At 50.4% G+C, this 20,894-nt stretch carries 14 protein-coding genes; 10 read left to right on the top strand and 4 right to left on the bottom strand.

Annotated elements, in window-relative coordinates; genetic code table 11:
• The 7 genes from KGI06_05510 to KGI06_05480 all read left to right on the top strand — a co-directional run.
• The coding region (locus tag KGI06_05510) for a hypothetical protein (GenBank protein MDE1871665.1) at positions 1-3,942 on the top strand (3,942 nt) is incomplete at its 5' end.
• A 36-nt stretch (positions 3,943-3,978) separates the two neighbouring features.
• Positions 3,979-4,560 (top strand): hypothetical protein, encoded by a 582-nt coding sequence (locus KGI06_05505; GenBank protein MDE1871664.1) that lies wholly within the window; start codon positions 3,979-3,981, stop codon positions 4,558-4,560.
• A 16-nt stretch (positions 4,561-4,576) separates the two neighbouring features.
• Complete coding sequence (locus tag KGI06_05500; protein ID MDE1871663.1) at positions 4,577-5,134, top strand: hypothetical protein; 558 nt, start codon at positions 4,577-4,579, stop codon at positions 5,132-5,134.
• 65 nt (positions 5,135-5,199) lie between these two features.
• Positions 5,200-6,174: a hypothetical protein gene (locus tag KGI06_05495; GenBank protein ID MDE1871662.1), complete on the top strand. Its 975-nt coding sequence runs from the start codon at positions 5,200-5,202 to the stop codon at positions 6,172-6,174.
• Between the two features lie 4 nt (positions 6,175-6,178).
• Positions 6,179-8,401, top strand: a complete 2,223-nt coding sequence (locus KGI06_05490) for a hypothetical protein (GenBank protein MDE1871661.1) — start codon at positions 6,179-6,181, stop codon at positions 8,399-8,401.
• A gap of 18 nt (positions 8,402-8,419) precedes the next feature.
• Positions 8,420-8,998 (top strand): alpha/beta hydrolase, encoded by a 579-nt coding sequence (locus KGI06_05485; protein ID MDE1871660.1) that lies wholly within the window; start codon positions 8,420-8,422, stop codon positions 8,996-8,998.
• Between the two features lie 43 nt (positions 8,999-9,041).
• The gene (locus tag KGI06_05480; GenBank protein ID MDE1871659.1) at positions 9,042-9,632 is read left to right on the top strand and encodes a hypothetical protein; all 591 of its coding nucleotides are present in this window, start codon (positions 9,042-9,044) and stop codon (positions 9,630-9,632) included.
• Positions 9,633-9,725: 93 nt separating this feature from the next.
• Here KGI06_05480 and KGI06_05475 read toward each other — a convergent pair whose 3' ends face one another.
• Positions 9,726-10,499 (bottom strand): nucleotidyl transferase AbiEii/AbiGii toxin family protein, encoded by a 774-nt coding sequence (locus tag KGI06_05475; GenBank protein MDE1871658.1) that lies wholly within the window; start codon positions 10,497-10,499, stop codon positions 9,726-9,728.
• Entirely contained in the window at positions 10,496-11,131 is a 636-nt protein-coding gene (locus KGI06_05470; GenBank protein ID MDE1871657.1) for a hypothetical protein, read from the bottom strand. Before KGI06_05470 ends, KGI06_05475 begins: the two co-directional genes overlap by 4 nt.
• Before the next feature lie 456 nt (positions 11,132-11,587).
• Between KGI06_05470 and KGI06_05465 the strand changes: the two genes are divergently transcribed.
• Positions 11,588-16,414, top strand: coding sequence for a hypothetical protein (locus KGI06_05465; protein MDE1871656.1), 4,827 nt, complete (start codon positions 11,588-11,590; stop codon positions 16,412-16,414).
• 182 nt (positions 16,415-16,596) lie between these two features.
• Here KGI06_05465 and KGI06_05460 read toward each other — a convergent pair whose 3' ends face one another.
• Entirely contained in the window at positions 16,597-16,965 is a 369-nt protein-coding gene (locus KGI06_05460; protein MDE1871655.1) for a hypothetical protein, read from the bottom strand.
• Positions 16,966-17,011: 46 nt separating this feature from the next.
• Here KGI06_05460 and KGI06_05455 point away from each other — a divergent pair, with 46 nt between their 5' ends.
• Entirely contained in the window at positions 17,012-18,841 is a 1,830-nt protein-coding gene (locus tag KGI06_05455) for a hypothetical protein (GenBank protein MDE1871654.1), read from the top strand.
• Positions 18,842-18,900: 59 nt separating this feature from the next.
• Entirely contained in the window at positions 18,901-19,788 is an 888-nt protein-coding gene (locus tag KGI06_05450; protein MDE1871653.1) for a hypothetical protein, read from the top strand.
• An 8-nt stretch (positions 19,789-19,796) separates the two neighbouring features.
• Here the strand turns inward: KGI06_05450 and KGI06_05445 are convergent, their stop codons facing one another.
• The gene (locus tag KGI06_05445) at positions 19,797-20,711 is read right to left on the bottom strand and encodes an LD-carboxypeptidase (protein MDE1871652.1); all 915 of its coding nucleotides are present in this window, start codon (positions 20,709-20,711) and stop codon (positions 19,797-19,799) included.
• Positions 20,712-20,894: the final 183 nt, after the last annotated feature.

Here is a 20,894-nt window from a genome sequence, read left to right as displayed (position 1 = left end):
CAGAGCATAACCCTCACAAGCACGACCTCCGGAGGAACAACTCCATATTCATACCAGTGGTACGCCAACTACGGCAATAGCGCCGACTGCACCGGATCGAACGGCAACGCGATATCCGGAGCCACGTCAAACTCATACGCCGCATCCCCCACAACGACAAACTCATACTGCATAAAGACAACCGACAGCGCCACAACGGCAACAACCAACTCCGCATCAGTTACGGTAACTGTAAACCCTGTACAGTCAACACCAACACTCATCCCCAGCAACGTGATACTCGATAGCGGCCAGACGGAGGTATACACAGCTACATTAAGCGGCGGCGCAAGCCCGTATACGATCAACTTCTTCAACGTCACTGGGGGCAACAGCGCATATCTGTTGAACAAGATACACTGGCTCGCTACCAATGCATATCCGACAAACACGGAATACTTGAGCTGCGTCACCAATTCCAACAACATATACTGCATCGATGGGAGCACGAGTCCCGGCCCCGGCACTACGAGTGCGGTATACTATTCGCCAGTCCTGAGCTCAGGGGTTGTAGGCTCCTGGCAATCCACCAACGCATATCCTGCAAACACGCTGGGACAAAGCTGCATCACCAGTTCCAACAACATCTACTGCACAGGAGGATATACGCCGAACTACTTTACCAATTCCGTCTACTACGCCCCGATACTCTCCTCTGGCGCGGTTGGCCAGTGGCAGAGCACCAATGCATATCCCGCAAATGCACAGTACTTGAGTTGCGCCTCATATTCCAACAACATCTACTGCGAAGGGGGATATGTCTCGGGTAGCACCAATGCGGTCTACTACGCGCCGATATTTTCCTCAGGAGTTGTCGGCCAGTGGCAGACGGCAAATTCCTATCCTATAAACACGTTTCAATCAAGCTGCGTCACATACTCAAACGGCATCTACTGTACTGGAGGGACAATAAACGGTCCCTCAACCAATGCGGTCTACTACGCCCCGATCTTTTCTTCAGGTGCCATAGGCTCCTGGCAATCCGCTACCCCATATCCATCAGATATAAGTAGCCAAAGCTGCGCCACGCTATCAAACAACATCTACTGCATGGGTGGCCAATCAAGCATCTACACGAGTGCGGCATACACAGCACCCATAGCATCCAATGGCCTCCTGGGCCAATGGTCTGCGATTGCAGCATATCCTGCGAACACAGTCGGATTAGGCTGCGTCTCAAACTCAAACAGCATCTACTGCATAGACGGATACGCGAGCCCAAGTCCTGGCGACACAAATGCCGTATATTACACATCACCAACCACGAATACACAATTCACATACACGTTCGTCGTACAATCCCCCACGTCAAATAATGCCTTCCAGTACAACGTAATAGTGACTGACAGCGCCGCTACTCCGACAACAGTAAACTCGATAACGAACACGATAAAAGTGAATCCTGTCCTTCTGGCAGGCTCCATAACGCCGTCCAGCCCACTGATAGACAGCGGCCAGTCTGTAACCCTTACCGCAAATCCAAGCGGGGGATCAACTCCGTATTCTTATCAATGGTATGCGGATTCAGGATGCACTGTGGCGCTGTCAGGCCAGGTATCGCAGTCCGTCACGGTCTCGCCAACAACCACAAACACGTATTGCATAAAAATCACGGACAGCGCAACCACATCCACAAGCAACACCGCCACTGATACTGTTAATGTAAACCCTGCGCAATCAACGCCCACGCTCACCCCCAGCAACGTGATACTGGATAGCGGGCAGACGGAGGTGTACACAGCTGCATTAAGCGGCGGCACAAGCCCCTATACTGTAAACTTCTTCAACGTTACGGGAAGCAAAGCCGCCTATCTCATAGGATATCATGGGTGGGCCAGTGCAAACAATTATCCAATCGACGTGGGGTATGGCCAGAGCTGCATACCATACTCGAACACAATCTACTGCATAGCAGGTTATTCATCATCAATCAACAACGAAATAAAAGCTGTCTATTATTCCCCGATCCTTAGCTCGGGCCTGCTTGGCACATGGCAGTCGACAAATGCCTACCCTGTTAATTCCGAAGGGCAGGGTTGTATTTTAAATTCCAACAACATCTACTGCGTTGGGGGAGGGCTTTCCGGCATTTATACGAACCTGGTCTACTATGCGCCTATCCTAAGTTCCGGAGTCATCGGCGCATGGCAAGCAACGAACAGCTACTCCGACAATGTGGAAAGCCCCAGCTGCACAACATATTCCAACAACATCTACTGCATTGGCGGCTATTCGAGCATTGGGGGAGCAGGAGATAGCAATTCGGCATATTATGCGCCCATACTGAGTTCCGGCGTTGTAGGAGCATGGCAGGCAGCAAACAGCTATCCAGGGAACGTGGAATACCAAAGCTGCATTGACAATTCCAACAACATCTACTGCATAGGAGGGTATCTAAACTCTATTGGCACGGACACAAATGCAGTCTACTATGCACCAATACTCAGTTCAGGTGCCATTGGCTCATGGCAATCGACAAATGCCTATCCTGCCAATGTGGAGGGGTCAGGCTGTATTGATTATTCAAACAGCATCTACTGCACAGGAGGGTATATACCAGGTCAGGGTTTCATAGGCTACGCCTACTACGCGCCCATACTCGGTTCCGGCGTCGTCGGCGCATGGCAGCAGACATCCAGTTATGCTGTAAATCTAGAGTATCCTGCTTGCATTGGCAATACGTACTTTATATACTGTGTCGGGGGATATGCTGCAACTAGCGCCACCAACTCCGTCTACTACGCCCCAATATCAACTTATGGCGTAGCCAACCAGCTCACCTGGACGTTCATAGCCAATTCCCCAGGGACAAACACATTCCAGTACAACGTCATAGTTACCGACAGCGCCACAATACCTACAACAGTAAACTCAATAACGAACACGATAACGGTGAATCCTGCACTTGCCACCCCGACAATCAGCGCAAGCAACACGCCGAGCATAGACACCGGCCAGTACGAGGTGTTTACTGCAACAGAATCTGGAGGGACTAGCCCGTATACCTATGATTTCACGGTCTTCAACAGCGTTGACAATTCCGTTCTTGCGACCCAGTCAGGCTCATCAAGCGTATTCAGCTGGCAGGTCCCAGCTAGCGATGCGGGAAACACGATTGAGGCGAACGTGGCTGTAACAGATTCCGCCTCAACCCCCGTCACGCTCAACTCAGCCAGCACATCCACAATAACGGTAAATCAGGCAATGACAACCCCGTCAATAACAACACCGAGCCCTTCAACGCAGCAGACCGGCAACACCCTGACATGGACTACCTCATTCACCGGGGGCATATCACCCTATACGTACAACTGGAACGTCTACAACACCGTAACTGGCACGGTACTTGCAAACATGCTCTGGGCAGGCAACGCATTCACCGGCAACTCCTTCAGCGACACAATACCGGCATCATGGGTGGGCAACACAATAAATGCTAACGTGGCCGTGACCGACAGCGCATCGGTGCCAGTTACCCTCAACAGCGTATTTTCCGGGACCATAACAATAGTGCAGCCTGTGTCATGCACCTTCTCCATAAGCAACACCGTAATCAATTTCGGGTCGTTGGATCCGGGCAACCAGCTGTCAACTAACTCGATATCCTGGAACTCCATAGACATAACGAACCTCGGCTCTACGGTATCCAACGTGTACATAGACGGGACCAACTGGGGCTTCAACACCAACTCGTTCGGCGCATCCAACACTGTATGGGACTGGAATACTGGTACGGCATACACATCAGCGAACCAGTTGCAGGTATCGCAGGCGGATACGCTGACGCAGCTTACGGGCGGAAACTCAAAGAACATATACTTCGGAATAGGCATTCCGACGACGCAGCCGGGCTCGGGCAGCAGTTCATACACGCAAACAGTTAGTATTATAAGCGTTTGCTGAGATTATCGTGCAAAGTTTGGGCAAAGGAGGGATTCCATGAAAAAACAAAAGTTTGCCAGATGGGGTCAGAATAGCAGCATCATTGGCCTGGTAGCGGTCATTGCGTCATTGGTGACTGCATTGCTGGCAAGCTTCGCGATCGGCAGCGGAGGCACGGTAACTGCAACAGGGTACATAAACGTAAGGAACAGCTGCAACTTCGCGATAAGCAACACCATAGTGTATTTCGGCACCCTTGACCCCGGAACCAACACGATAGGCACAGGTGCAAGCGGCGTGAACGTCATAACGATCACAAATACCGGCGGAAACCCGTCCAACGTTGAGATAAGCGGCTCAAACTGGAACTACAACAGCAACTCCTTCTCCGTTTCCAATACAGCATGGAGCGGAATAGCTGCGAATTCCCTGTGGAGCCCTTCTGCATCATCATCAAAGACCGGCACCGCGAACGTGGAGGTGCAGCTATCCGGATCAACAGTTGACACGCTGCTGGAAACGCAGAACAGCCTTACGCAGTCCAACAGCATATGGCTGGGCGCGGCAGTTCCTGCGGCGCAGATAGGCTCAGGAGCAAGCACGTATACTCAGACGATAAACGTCATAAGCACATGCTAATAAATATGGTGAAACGATGGTGCCAAAAAACACGCCATGGAGCAGGAAAGTAAGCAGGATGGGGATGATGATGCTTATAATGTACAGCCTGGCCAGTGGCGCCGCAGCGCTGCTTGCCGTGGCAACATCAACTCCTGTAACCGCAACTGTGATCGTGCCCAATACCTGCGATCTTGTGCCGAGCAACAGCGCCGTGAATTTCAACACCATATCCCCTGGCACCAACAGCATAGGCACCTCCAACGCCGTCACGATAACCGACACTGGCGCCAACCCGTCCAACATCCTGCTTTCCGGCACCGCATGGAGCAGCGGAGCGCACAACTTCGACTCCGGAAACACGGTTTACAGCGCAGTCGCATCCAACTCGTTATGGAATCCAGGAAGCGCAAAGTCCACGACCGCAAACATAGAAACGTACTTCCCGAATGACAATGGTGTCACCCAGCTTGATACACTGCTGTACACGAGCAACGGCGCAACAGCAAACACCATATTCCTAGGACTTCAGATACCTGCAGCACAGTACGGCGCAACATACACACAAACGATAGACGTCATCAGCAGCTGCTAAGCCTTCAAGGTTTTATGATGAACAAGAAAGCTATTATGTTTCCTTTACTGGCATTCTTGTTATTGGTGCCGTATTTCGGTACGGCGCACGCGATCGGGGAGTACGGCTCGTGGTGCGGTGACATACGCGGCTGCCTGAACCTTACCGTTGTGGTGAACTCCACGACGAGGAATACCAGCATAGACTGGATAGTATATTCAAACGACAACAAGACCGTAAACTTCTATGTCCAGCCTGCGATACTGCAAACTTCAGGAGCGAACAACACCACCTCAGTATTCAATGAAAAGTACGACTATTCTGCTAATGCAACGCCAATCAATCGCATAATAAACATATCAAACGCGCAATCCGTATCCTCACATTACCAGGTAAGCTACTATTTCACCTACTTCAACAGCACCTTGGGCTCGCTTGTCCATGTTTCCTCGGCAAACTTCAACGGCAGCGAGAACTATCCTGCCCTGGAGTTCAACAAGACGGCAGGGGACCTCAAGTCAGGCGCAAACACCTCGATACTGGTTGCGGCAGTGCTCCCTGCACCTAACAACCCACTTTACAATTCGTTGATAGAGGGCAACGTGCTGAATTCAACGATAATTATAACGGTAGACCCGATAGCGCCAGTAGTGCATTACATGCCTGAGAACGGGGCCATACAGCCGTATTCCAATTACACGATACACGTCACTGCAACGCTTCCCGAGAACTTCACCCTATACCACGTATGGTATTCGAAGTCGCTTGCAACTGTGCTTCCAAACCAGTCGAGCAGCTCCGGCGGCGCTGTTATCAGCGTCGGAACTGCAAAGAACGTCTACGTCAAGGGGGTAACAACATCGACAGTAATCACGACTACCATAGCAACAATACCAACGACAATACCTTCAGCGGCATCGCAGGCCGCTTCGGCCACTAACCCGTCCCGCATAAGCGCCTCTACGCTCTGGCTAGCAATAGCCGCAATAGCGGTGCTGATTGTGCTGGTAATGGCTTGGGCGGCATCGAAAGGCAAAGGCAAAAAAAAGAAAGGAAGGTAAGGTAATGTCCTGCAGAGAGATGGGCATTATCATTCTGGCATTTTTCCTTCTTGTTGGGTATGCATCCGCATCGCTTACCGGAACAGTGGTAGTTCCGGAAAAAATGAGCTCGCCCTCTATATCCATATCAAACACGGTCATAGACCAGGGCCAGTCGATACTGTTCACCGCATCGTTCATAGGCGGAACAAGCCCGTTCACATACAACTATTTGGTAATCAACTCCGTAACAGGGGAAATAGTCGCGAACATGCTTGTCAGCAATTCCTACAACGGGAATGCCTTCCTCTGGACCCCGCAGTACCCGCTTGCCGGGAATACAATAGAGGCGAACGTGGTAATAACTGATTCGACGCTTAATTCCCTGGCATCCTCGTACACAGCTACCGCAAACATCAACACTGCACCTTCGATAACCATAACTCCTTCAGAAAGCGTGCTACAGTCGGGAAACTCCCTTACATACACCATAAACGAGATGTACGGGACAGGCCCCTTTGACGTGGAGATATTCAGCATATCGGAAAACCAGCAATACGGGCCAAACGCGATAGTTGAGCTGCAGGGCGGCAACACTATAACCTTTACGGCATCAGCGCCGAGCACCAGGCAGCTTGTTTACAACGCGATTGCAACTGACAAGGGCACCACGTTCCCGTACACTTTCAGCAGCGCATCCAACTCCATAGAGGTGATAAACAACAGCGTTACGACTACAGTGCCGCAGGGCACAGGGCCGCCAGCCCCTCCTCCTGTAAGTCCCGTGACCGAAAGACTTGCAAACGGCTGCCTTTTGATAACCAACGTGACAATACCAAACAGCTTCGAGGTGCTCCTTAACGGCTCGGCGGTCACGGTAACAGACAGCTACATATCCTCAAACTATACGTATGTAATAGCGAACGGCAGGGTATACGTGCTCTACGAGGGTGCGAACAGCACGATAAACGGCACGCAGGTGCGCATAAAGCTGCTCAACACCTCAAGCGTGAATGGCCAATACAGGGCCAGCTTCATAGCTTGCTCCTCAAGCCCCCCGACTACGTCGATACCATTGGTTGCGTCAAAAGTCTATTTCACCTCGCTTCCTGTATATACGGAGCTTACAAGGGGAACGGCAGCGCCCCTCCAGCTCGGGCTCTACAACCCAACTGCAAGCGAGGAATACGTCAACATAAGCGTGGACAGCGGTTTTAAAGACGTCATATCCTTTTCCACAGCAGGAGCAAGCCTGTTCCCGGGAGAAGGCCTTGGGATAGGTATATTGCTCTCTGCAAACCCCTCCTTGAGCCTCGGAAGCCATGTCATACCGTTACGCATGAGGATAAGCGGCGCAGGCTTGTCCACTGTGACGCAAACTGCATTCATTACTCTTGCGATACTGAATTCCAGCCCGGGAAGCCCAGTAATACTCAACCAGCTTAGCATGGTGAACTATACCGGGAGCAACAGCACAACAGCAATGGGCACCATAAGGATAGAGAGCCCGTACAACGAAAGCATAACCAACGCCAGCCTGGAGACCATACTGCCCGCCTCGCTTGTGCACAGCGCCTCGCAGGTGTCAACCTACGGCATGCCTGCGAACGTGACTATGCAGGGCGGATCCTACGTGATAATATGGCATGTGCCTTACATGCCGCGCAATGCAACCACGTACTCATACTACAGGATAGGCAACCCGATACAGCAGCTTGCCCCTCAGATAAGGGACATACTGATAGTGCCGTTGTCCGGACCGGCTAAACTGAATGACGTGCTCGACGTGTACAACATAAGCGTTCCCGTATTCTATTCCGGTGCCACGAACTACGTGTATGTGCACGCGCTCTACACGGCAGCTGTTGCAGGCAACGTGAGCATGACGCTCAAGGCGTCAAACGGCATAAGGATAGGGAACTCGACAAGGCGCATAAGCGTTGTGCCTAACCAGCATGTGGACGAAAGCTTCCCGATAGCAAATCCCGGAAATGCGGGCACGATGCTGCTCACTCTGGACATAGGGGCAAACGGCGCGACATCGGAATACACAATACCTGTTGTTGTGCAGCAGAGGCCAGTGCCGCTCAAGTCGTATACGGAGCTACTTGCTGCCATCGCGGCAGCGGCAGCCGCAATTGCGGTAATATGGCGCGCAAGGGCAGGGATCCGCAAGGCTGCGCAGAGGGAAAGCTCGTCAAGGGAGCTGGAGGGCATGAAGAGGCAGATCGGCGATTCCGGCAAGTGAAAAAGGTGCAATGGTAAAATGAAGGAGCGAATGATACTGGTGCACAGGTGGGGCGGAACCCCAAATTCAGACTGGTACCCTTGGATAAGAAGGATGCTGCTGGAAAGGGATTTCGAGGTGCTTGTGCCTGAAATGCCACATACTAATGAGCCGCACATAGGCGAATGGGTGCCTTACCTGTCGGAAGTCGCGAAAGGCATAGATGAAAACACATATTTCATAGGGCACAGCGTGGGATGCCAGGCTATAATGCGGTACCTTGAAGAGCTTGGCGGCGATGTGGCGGTGGGTGCAGTGTTCATTGCCCCGTGGCTGAACCTGATAGGAAGCTCGCTTGAATCAAACGAAGAGAAAGAGCTGGCTATGGAATGGACATCAACCCCGATAGACCTTCATGCTGTAAAGAGGCATCTGAAAAGCTCGTTCGCCCTGTTCTCCGACAACGATCCGTTTGTGCCGCTAGATGATTCAAGGATATTCCGGGAAGAACTAGGATCGAGGGTGGTGATACACCCGAAAAGGGGGCACTTCACCGAGGATGACGGGGTACTTGAGCTGCATGCGGCGTTCAACGAGATAATGAAAATGGCCAAATAGCTACATTTATATATCTGAAAAAGCGCAATATATAATGGTGGAAATGGAGGGCAAGCAGAAAAGCAGGCTTGTTGGCCTGGTACCTGAAAACCTAAGGCAGATGATTCGCAATTACGGCGACGCGCGCACCGAAAGGGCGTGCAGCAGATGGGAGCTCAAGGGCGACAAATACGATATGTTCAACATGCCGCTGGAGGCTGGGATGTGCTACATGAACGCCGCCGCGATCTCTGGAAAGCTCAAGGACAGGGATAGGACCGCAATGCTGTCATTAAGGGCGTCAAACAACCTCCAGGAATACGGCAGCATCATGGAAGCGCATGCGGAGATAGAGCCATTCGGCAGTTCCGGAAAGAACAAGATAAGGTTTTACATGAAGGCATTCTCATCCAACGTGAATGCCGCATTATTGCTGAACAACATGCAGAATTCTGCATTCAACCTGAACGAGGCAAAGCTACTCCTGAGGGCTGAGGACAATCTGGCAGCGGCAAGGAGCCTTGTGACATACACAAAGGAGAAGAGGTTCCCGGTGGACGTGAGGCTGAAGAACACGTGGAGCACGTTCAATATCCTGAGAAGCCAGGCGGATCTAAAGCCCGAGTTTGAGCGCCTCAAGGCAATGCGGACATAGTTATTTTATCGCAAGGTTGCCAAATGCACTGGGTACTTATTGTCCCGATTCAAGGGCTCCAAGAACGGCTTTTGTTATAAGCATCTGTAAAGTTTACAATAAGTTTACGGCATTAAATCCCTCCATAACGAGAGTTCTTGCCTCTTTATAGTCAATAAATTCATTTTTTGGCAGCAATCTGTACAGTTCCTTGCTCCATATGCTTCTTATAAGATCCATTCTTTTAACAAGCCTTTCATCTGTGAATACGTGCCCGTGTTCTTTCATTTTCCTGTCAATCAAACTTACCTTTATCTCGGTACCGTTCTTAGCCATGAAATATATGTCGAAAAGGTCTCTCGCTTTTACATTATGCCTGAACATGAGCGCAACAATTTTTTCTGCGAGTATCTCGTTTTCCTTCATTACCACTGCCAGATAGGGGCGCAGATCAAAATATTTAGGATTCCTACGTATAGTATTGGGATCCTCTATTACCGATGCATTCTTGTCTATCTCTATTTTAACGTGCTGGTGCCTATTTGATGCTTCAAACAAAGGCCCTCTAACGCTAATCTCATATGCCAGAATATCTTTCTTATTTATTTTTCTTAATAATTTTATCGGGTAAAGTTTTGAAACATCCTCAACTATGCTGTCTAAGTTGCTAATCAGGCCATCAGCATCTTTTTTCGACAATGAAAAATCTAGGTCGTCAGAGAATCTCGGAAGTCCATAAAACTTGGACAGGGCCGTACCTCCCTTAAATACCACTCCGGTATTTTTTTCGTATATCCTTGACAAAAAAAGCTCATTTATATAGTCCTTCTCCTTCTGGTAAGGCTGCTCATAATACGCTGTCTTAAGAATCCCTCTCTTGTCCATCATTTAGATAGCACCATTTGAGCCGTAGCCAAACCACTTTGCAATCTCCTTGCCTGTTTTGCATATCCGTAACTAGATAACAGTTCTGAAACGTTTTTAATCACGGATCTATTTCTGCTCATTTCAGCATATAGTGCCAGCTTATCCACGTCTATTCTTGCAGGTTTCTCCAGGACGCTATAATCAAGGTCGTTCACGTCCCTGAAATAGAATATGTCCACAATCGCTTTTTCCTTGTCCGCAATGAATATGTTGCCGTCAGATTCCTTGTGGTAGCCGAACATCATATGGCTGCTTATTTTCCTGAAAACTATGTCGAACCCCGCCACGTTTTTTATTATTTTATGCCTTTTGGGCGAGATGACATACACTGTATTCGGTATCTGCGTTGTCAATCCGTAATAATGCAAAGCAGATATCATGCTGATATACGATGGATACAAAACATGCGAGGCAATCTCATACTCGTTTGAACCTTCCCTAAGGTAGTAAAGCCCCCTTTCTGCTCGTCCTATAATGTTGCTTTTGATGGCCCTGTGCAAAAACAGCCTTGCATACTCCCTAGAATTCTTCAATATCTTCACTGCATCGTCCAATCTAAAGACGGGCATCCTGTTGTCCTTTAGGAATCTCACAAATGCGCTGGTTTGCATGATTATATTACGCCATAAAGATATTTAAAGCTTGTGTACTATTAATTATCAAATGATAATTATAAGCTCACCATATCCTCCAAAGAGTTCCTGTATTGCCTTGGAGAAAGCCCTGGTTTGAGCGCCTCAAGGCAATGCATAGCTAATTCGAAAGAAAAATCAGCCGCGCTACAACACACTATCAAGTGCTGGAAATACCGCATTCTTGCTTTTAAAACAGTAAAAAAACCAAATGTATAAATACTGGTAGACAGCATATTTACTGATACTGCGATTGTTTTTTTTGCACATTGTTTCCGTGGTTCTGGGCCAACTAGTGATTAAGGCTCATTGAAGTGCGACATTTGCCGCTGTATGAAAAAAACGTAAATGTTTTTTGAAATGGCAGCATTACAAATTTAGCACTGTGCAATATATGGGGGCTATGCGGGTATTTTCATGAATGGGAAGTTTTTTGCGCTATCCATGATTTTCATAATATTGGTTTTCACGGCAGTGGGGCTTGTTTCTATCTCCATGTTTTCAAGCAGCAATATGCACTCGCAGGCAAATCAAAATTCAACAGTATACATGTTTGACGGCGCAGGCAATTCCGCCGAATTCGGTTCGAACATAAAGGTCGAAAAGGCGGTCTACAGGCTCGACAAGGGCGTATGGAGCCATGGCGATGCGGGAACGTCCTACGAGGGCAACTGGATATCATATATGTACACGCTATCAGGGTTCGCACCGAACGCCATGCTGCCCAACTTCAATGTCACGTACCCATTTTACATATCCGGCACCGGCGGGATATTCTTTGACGGCGCATCGAACTTCAGGTACTGCATAAATAACGGGTCGAACCCGTGCACGCTTTCCGACGGCACTCCCGAGCCTCCCAAAACTACATCCACAGGATGGAATACGTTCATACCCTACAACGTGAACAGCGGCTATCATTGCACGAATCCGGCCAACCCGAGCAATAGCATACAATCATCGGAACCCTGCAGAGCACTTTATTTTAACGTTAAGCCGGGCTCCGGCGGCCTTCCCGCAAAAATAGGGGCAGGCAACTCGATAACCATATTCTTCGAGCTTCATCTTGCAAGCACTCCAGACTGGTCAAGCGCTTCCGAGTCAAATTTCGGCAACGGCAGCACAGGCATGGTCGTTACAAGTCCTGAGGCAAACCCGTCAACCACATTCGGATACGGCATATATGGGACTTGGACAAATGCGTTCAAAGGATCGCACTACGGCTACGGAAGCAACCAGCATGTCGTACTTGAGGGATTTCATGGAGATCGCACGCTCCCGATTCCAAACCCGTTGCTGACCATACGCGTCACATCCAAGCCTCTTACCACATGCCAGATACAGGTTTCAGACAACCCCGTCGACTTGCAGCAACCGATGAAAATATCAACCTGCGCAAACGGCGGCACAGGATCATATAACGCCGTGCTTTACGTGGCTCACAATTCCTCCACGGCCCCGTTCACTAGCAACGGGCAGTTCATATCTTCCAGCAGCTGCTCCGTGAGCGGAAACAGCATATCGTGCGGATTCAACGAGTTCAATTACACTCCTTTCGCAATGCCATATACGCATGGATCATACTTCTTCAAGATACAGGTGAGCGACCCGTCAGCCAATGCGGTCAACACGTCCATGTCTGGTGCAATAACAATAGAAAACCTGACAATGTCGCCGCGCGCGGATACGGTTGCAATTGGTAGCACTGTATTATTCACCAACAAGACGACACCTGGCGATGACGTTTATTCCGATTACGTCTACGCTGTCAACAACGGCATACAGGGAACCGACTACCTGGTATCTGGAAACAGCATAAAGTTCAACACCGCCGGAACATACGTCGTGACGTTGACTGCGCATGACACCGTACCGGATTCCACTCCTGCCGGGAATGAAACGGTGCTCGACAGGGCCGTAATAACCGTAACCCCAAAGCTGTCCATAATACTGTATCCGTCAAGCAACACCATAGATTCCGGGCAGCATGTGGATTTCGCCAATGCAACTACTGGAGGCACGCCTCCGTATTCATCATGGGCATACAACGCGCTTCCAAGTGCTGGCGCAAAAGCGACAGGCAACGAAATGACATTCACCGGCAAGGGCACATACGTTGTAACTGAAAACGTGATGGACAGCACTGGCGCAACCGCAGCATCGAACCCGTCAACCATAAAAGTAAGCCCAGCATTCACGAATGCGAATGCCACCCTTGCGGCAAACCCGCCCACGATAAGCGACGGGCAAAGCACAATGGTAAAGGCCTCGTGGGCCGGAGGGACAGGCGCATATGCGGTAAGCCTATACTCCGGGCCAAGCGCATCCGCATGCACCTCATATTCCAACACCGTTGGTACAAAGTCAGGAGTGGCAGGCACGTCCGCAACCTTTGTGGAATCCCCATCATCTACGCTCTACTACTGCGCAACGATAACTGACAATTCCGCATCTCCGGAAACAGTGGATACCAACGCGGCGCAGGTTACTGTAAACCATGCGTTCGTGGTTGCCGCGCAGCCGGCGCTGCCGGTCACGCTTGACGTAGGGCAGAAAGTGCCTGTCAACGCCATCGCAACCGGCGGAACTGGCACGTATTCATACTCGTGGGCATCGTCATCCTGCCCAGGTGCCGCATCCTCCGGAGCAGGCAACTCATTTACGTACATGCCCATAGGTGCAACACCAGGTTGCGAGTTCACATTCACTGCAAACGACGGGCTGGCATCAAACACCGCGACAACAGCACCTATAACTGTAAACGGCAACCCGGCAAACCCGCCGTCAAACGTACCTACAGTTGAAATATCCCCGAGCGCGGCATCGCTTGATGCGGGCCAGACGGAAACATATTCCATAACCGTAAACGGAGGCACAGGCCCATTCAGCGTCGAGCTCTACAACACCACTGGATCTGCGAGACAGGGCGCCAACGTGCTAATACAGAGCCCTGGAGGTAGCAACACAGTGTCGTTCGTGACAGGGGCCGCAGGTTCATTCGCCTTCAATGCCGTAGCTACGGACACCGGAACAACTACGCCGTTCACCTTCAACTCATTGTCAAACAGCATAACCGTGAGCAATGCGATGAGTAAGGACCTGAGCTCGTCAAGCTCCAACCTTGATCTTGGGCAAAACGCCGTAATAACAGGCAACGTGTTCGGAGGAACCCCTCCATATACCTATAATTTCATGATAGTCAACATAGACAATTCGCAGCAGGTAGGCAATTTCCTGAGCGCGAACAACCCCCTAAGCTACAACTCGTTTGTATTCACGCCGAACATGGTCGGCACCTTTGCGATAAACCTCTTCGTGACCGACAGCGCATCGACCCCCTCAACAGTTGACCCCGGAAACATAATAGTGGTAAATCCTGGGGTTCTCAGGATAATGCCAAGCAACGTGATTCTCGATTCGGGGCAATGGGAGACGTTTACATTCCAGGCATCCAACATAGCGGTCCAAACCACTGTTGAATTGTTCAACATAACGGGCTCAAGCTCCCAAGGCGGCAACGTCCTTATAGTACCTCCCAATACGTCCAATTCAGTATCATTCAGGACAAGCAGCATAGGCACGTTCAGGTTCGACGCCATCGCATCCAACTTCAGCCGCTCGTACTCTTTCAATTCAATACCAAACACGATAGTTGTAAACGGCTACGGCAACGGCATAAGCAACAGCCCCACCATAACGCTGAGCCCAAGCAGAAATCCGGTAATGTCCGGTAACACAGAAACCTATACGATGAAGGTAAACGGAGGCACAGGGCCTTTCGAAGTTGAATTGTACAACATAACGGGATCCATGCGGCAGGGCGGCAACGTAATTATACGATCGCCAGGGGGGAGCAACACCGTATCCTTTGTGACAAACAGCATGGGCGCGTTCACGTTCAATGCGATTGCAACGGACATGGGCACATCGACCCGCTACGTGTTCAATTCCACTAAGAGCACGCTGCACGTTTCCTCGTTTGCCGACAACGGCGCAGCCCTTTCCATAGTGCCAAGCAACAATCCCGTGTTCTCCGGCAACTGGGAGACATACAACATCATGGTGAGCGGGGGCAAAGGCCCGTTCAGCATCGAGCTATACAACATCACCGGCAGCACGATGCAGGGCAGCAACGTGATGGTATTCCCAGGAAAAGGAATGCCATTCAATACAATATCCTTCCAGGCAGGCAACAACGGAATATTCACGTTCAACGCCATTGCTACAGATATCGGGGCGTCCAACTATGTATTCAATTCCACGCCCAATTCCATAACAGTCGAGGCATCTACAACTGTGCCTGCCACAACCACTACTACCATAGGCGGCGGAGGGGGAGGAGGCGGCGGAGGCGGTGGCGGTGGCGGAGGCCCGAACACCGGAGGCTCCGTGTCGCTCAGGCCCACTGTTGCGTATTCCGGCGACTGCGCTGTTATAACGAATGTAAGCGTTCCGGACAGCTTCAGCTTCACAATTGCAGGAAAGACCTTCAGCGCAGTTGACAACTACATAGGCAGCAACTACACAAGCGTGATAATGGGCAATGCCACATACGTGATAAGCCTGAACAGCACAGTCAGCATAAGCAGCAGCCCGGGCGTGGTCATGGAGCTTACAAAGGTCAACTACCAGCCGATAGTTCATATTGTCAGCCTCCTCGTATGCCCTGCAAGGAAGCCAATAACCAACATAGGCATAAACGCAAGCGCAGATTCCGTTTACGGATTCTCAATAATAAACGTAACTCCATCCGATTTCACAACTCTTGTAAAGCTGTCCGACATTGCCAATGTCTCCTCCCTGCCCAAGAACTACAGCATACTCTCTTTGTCCAACATAACCGTCAACTCAAGCACCGTGAAGTCAATAAACTTCACGGTATACTACCGCTGCATACCCGGGCAGGAAACAACCGTGATACCATATCTTCTCAGCAACGGCACCCTTTCGCAGATAGGGCAGTTCAGGCAGAACACGGCCATTTGCACATTGTCGTTCGCCACGCCGACCAATCCCCTGCTCGTATTGTTGCAGAGGGTTGTGAAGCCCCCGGTCAACCTGCCGCCAGGCAACAACACTACAAAGATACAGCCGTTCATAGTAGTTGCGTCGCATCCGCCCAAGATCAGTTACTCGTGGTTATGGATATTACTGGCAATGTTCATAGGGATAGTGATAGCCCTGTTTTGGCGCAGCAGGATGCAGCAGGCAGCTGCCGTAATGGACAAGGGCAAAGGTAAATGAGATTGAAATCCTCTTCTCTAGGGTAACCATTATTCCCCATCCTGTTATTCCACTAATCATCCTGGCAAAATATGGTATAAAAAGCAGTAGGTACAAACCAAATCATGACCAGTTGTAAGGCGAACCTTAATCCCAGTGTAGGAACTCGGCATTTAAGAACCATTTTTATAGTGTCGGTCTTTCTAACGGGATTTTTTCGTTCTAATAGCATCTGCTAATATAGCGAACGCATATTCACTCAGCTTTTCCAAGTCAACGGCGACGACCACAGTACCTACGACATCGGCTACCACGTCTACCGCGCAGTCAACTACCGCATTATCTACAAGCACCTCAACCACTTCAACCACATCTACCGTAAACACGACCTCAGCTACGTCCTCAATCACCATAATCCCCACGAGCACATCATCAACTGCATCAACTACCTCCACCGTAAATACTACCACCGCCTCAACAATCCTAGCGACAAGCACGATACCTGCCAATAGCACCACCTCGACCACGTCCTCGACAAGCTCGACATCCTCAACGAGCTCGACATCATCCACATCAGCCCCAACTACAACCATATCGAGCTCCCCGAACCTTTATGTCATGACGAGCCTCGTCACATGGACGTCGCAGAACGGCTATTCATCGATACAGTGGCAGGATCTATCGGAGATAACGATATTCCACGTCTATCCGCTTTCGGACGGCTCCATAGTATACGACGGCTCGGGCATGAACATATCCGCAGTGATAGCCAATGCGCATTCCCACGGGGTCAAGGTATGCCTTGCAGTTGGAGGATCGGGCTCCCCTGCATGGGACAGCAACAACAAGATACTGAATTCGCCTTCGCTGCGAAGCGCTCTGGTAAACAACCTGGCTTCGGAGATAAGCAGCAAGGGCTACGATTGCCTTCACTGGGACTTCGAGAACAACGCTGCGGGCGACTTCAACGCAAACAACTACACTGCAATAATCCAGCTAAGCAGGCAGGTGCTTCCAAGCAACATAAAGATCGACTGCACGTTCGCGCCGTGGGAGACTAGCGTGAACGTGACTGCTATTGCCCCGTACTGCGACCACCTTATGTACATGTTTAATCCTTCTGTCTCGCAGCTGAATGCGTATGCCTCCGCTATAGGCGGTACCTCCAAGCTTATGGCGGGCTACGACCTTGCATCGGCTGACGGCTCATCATACCACGTCCCGACGCTGTCCGAGCTTCTTGCAATGAAGACAGCAGGTTACGGGATGTTCTTCTGGGATGCCGAATACGCCAATGCATCATTCTACAGCACCATAGCCCAGGCCTACTCCGGCATAATATCAACAACCCAAATAACCACGAGCAGCTCTACAACAACCACGGCTGCGACTTCTCTCACTACAATAGCTGCGGGCTCCAGCTCGACCTCTACACCTTCAACAACTGCATCCACTACAACGGCATCAACCACAACCGTATCAACAGGCGGCACAGGCGGGGGAGGAGGCGGTTCCGGCGGTGGCGGAGGCCCTAGCACCGGCGGCGGCGTGGGAAGGTCTGGAGGCGGAGGAGGCTCTTCGGTGCCCGTAATCAGCTACTCCAACGGCTGCGCTATTATATCCAACGTGGCAGTCCCTAACACGTTCAGCTTCACAATCGGGGCAAACAAATACACTGCGACAGACAACTACATAGGAAGCAACTACACAAGCGTGATAATCAACGGCAGCACATACATAATAATGCTAAACGGCACCCTTCCTGTAGGCGGCGTAGGGCTAAGGCTTGTCAACGTTTCATACCTTCCGATACTTCACAGCGTGACTTTCAAGGCCTGCCCAAGCAATTCCTCTGCTTCAAATTCCAAGGATTATATAACCCTGAACTTTTCTGCAACTCCCCCTGTCATAGTGAGCACGCAGCCCTCCAATCTCTCCATATCTCTTGCAGATGTACTTGACATGCCCGTAGCGCCGGAAGGGACTGTAATATATTCCGCAATAGAGGTAAAGGCAAGCGGCATTTCCAGTCACACCACGCTTGCGGTAAACGCGATTTTCCAGTGCGGATTGGAAAACATAAAGCCGTATATCCTCCAGAACGGCAGCTGGAGTCAGATAACACCGTATATCGTTAACGGAAGCGCATGCACTGTAGGCTTCGTAATGCACAACAGCTCGGTAATAGCCCTTGCGGTGCCGGAAATTACTCCCGCAAACCAGACAAGGCCCAACACGACGATATCGGAGAAGGCGATAAACGGCAGCACCATAGGCATTTCATCCGGGATCAACCTGCTCGGGCTGCAGGGCGGATCTGGCTCGGATTACCTGTTGATGCTTGCGGGGCTCTTCGCGGTAGTCCTTTCCATAGGGTTTGCCGTAACGCGATCAAGAATATTATATATCCCGCAGATAGGATTGCTGTCCAGCTATTCGCTGCACTAGGTGTATCAATCGCAATGGATAACGTATAAATAAATTATGATGCAATAAGATGTGATTTCATGACCCAAAGAACCCAAAAATCAAATAAACATTCCGGCAAGCTGCGGACCAGGGCAGCGACGAGCCATAAACTTAAAACATACCTAAGGCGCGTGACAGTGCAGCAAAAGAAGACTGTGGTACTGTCCCAGAGAAAGACGATAGAGCATGCGCCCGCAATCAAGCAGATCATGGACAATGCGGAATCGCTGAGCACCACTCAGTACATCTTCCAGGGACCGGGAGGTCTCACGAAGTTCATGTTTCAGAGCCCTGCCGAGGTCGCATACAAGAAGGCAAGGGTGATAGCGCTTGATTACGGCGATCATAAATCCGCAATGGGCGTAGGGGTGAGGGTCGCGGAAAGGTTCGAGGCAATAGGAAAGTTGGACGTGGCCTTTGAATGGGCGAAGATATCCGGCAACAGGAAGGTCCTGGTAAGGATAGGGACCAAGGCGGCGAACGAATACGAGCACCGCGCCGATTCCTTCGAGAACAATTTCCTGTCTAACGAGCTGCTTATATCGAACTACCGCAAGGCGATAGAGTTCGCCTCAGATTCCGGGAACACAGAGCTTGCAAAGAAGATAGGGATAGGCGCGGCAAAGAGGTACGAGGCCTACGGGGACCTGTGCGTAGACAACCCAGTATCAAGCGTCATCGGCCTTGAATTCGGCTATGCTCGCGCCATAAGGTGGGCCAAGGCATGCGGCGACGAGGACTTCGCTAGCAAGGTAAGCAACAAGGTAATAGGGCTGTACAAGGACAAGAACACCGTAAACATGCTCAGCCTTGCGTTCGTCCGGGTCATAGGCGACCGCGAGCAGGAGGGGCTCATAAGGAACATACTGGAAAGCAAGAGGCAGGCGAGCAAGGAAAGGATGGCAACCGCGGCATTATCGGAATAGAAATAAAGCTACCTGACAAAATCCTCCAGTATCGCCATGCGCCTTACATCCGCATCAAGCTCAACCCTAATCCCCAAAGGCAGCACCGTCTGCGAGCACATGTGGCCGAAATCGTTGACCTTGAGTATCGGGAAATCGTATCCCTTGGTCATCTCCAGTATTATGTCCTCCATCTGCCTTGATTTCGGATCAAGCACCTGCATGCCGTAATTGAAACCAACTATTACGCCGTTGATCTTGTCGAATACCTCCTGCTCCTTTAGCTGCATGAACAGCTCCATCATCGTGTCCCTGCTCTTGTAGGATTCGAGGAAGAGTATCGAGTCCCTGAAATCAGGCCAGAATTCAGTGCCCCTGAGCTTTAGCAGGCACCTGAGGTTTCCACCAAGAAGCCTTCCTGATGATTTTCCATTCCTCACGGTTCTCCTTTCCCCGTTCTGCCGTATGTATCCCTTTTTGCCGTGCATATAGGCATTGATGAATTCATCCCTGTCGTAATCCGTCTGCTGCCTGCCGAAGCTGTTCAGGTCATTCCCATGGAACGTCACCAGGCCCAGTTTCCTGTTGAACGAATTAAGTAGCACGACCGCATCGCTGTAGCCGCACATTATTTTAGGGTTTTTACCTATCGAGCCCCAGTCCATGAACGGGAAAAGCAACTCCGCGGTATCGCCGCCCTTTGCGAACATTACCATCTTTACATCCTTGTCCGAGAACATGGAATTTATGTCCTCGGCCTTCTCCTCCGGATCGCTGGAGCTCACGTGCTTTCCCATCAGGATTTTGAATCCCATCTTCTCAAGAAAGGCGATTCCAGCGACTACCTGCGGATCGTTGACATCTATCGGCTTGGACGGCGCAACAACCCCTATGGTATCTCCTATTTCCAGCCTTTCGGGTAGCAATGTGCTGATATTTGCCATTGAATCAAGAATATAAGCAATCTTTATAAATATCTTAATATTTAGGCAAGAATTCCACGACTTTTAAGTCGTTGGATGAATTGCACAATTTATCTATTCCTTATTATTGAATTCTTATCAATGGTGGCGTTAGCCACCAGAGACAAGATCCCATGAATAGTGTAAACAATACAAATAATATAA

The organism is Candidatus Micrarchaeota archaeon (assembly GCA_028866575.1).
Lineage (GTDB): Archaea > Micrarchaeota > Micrarchaeia > Micrarchaeales > Micrarchaeaceae > UBA12276.
This window is presented reverse-complemented; position numbering and strand designations above follow the sequence as displayed.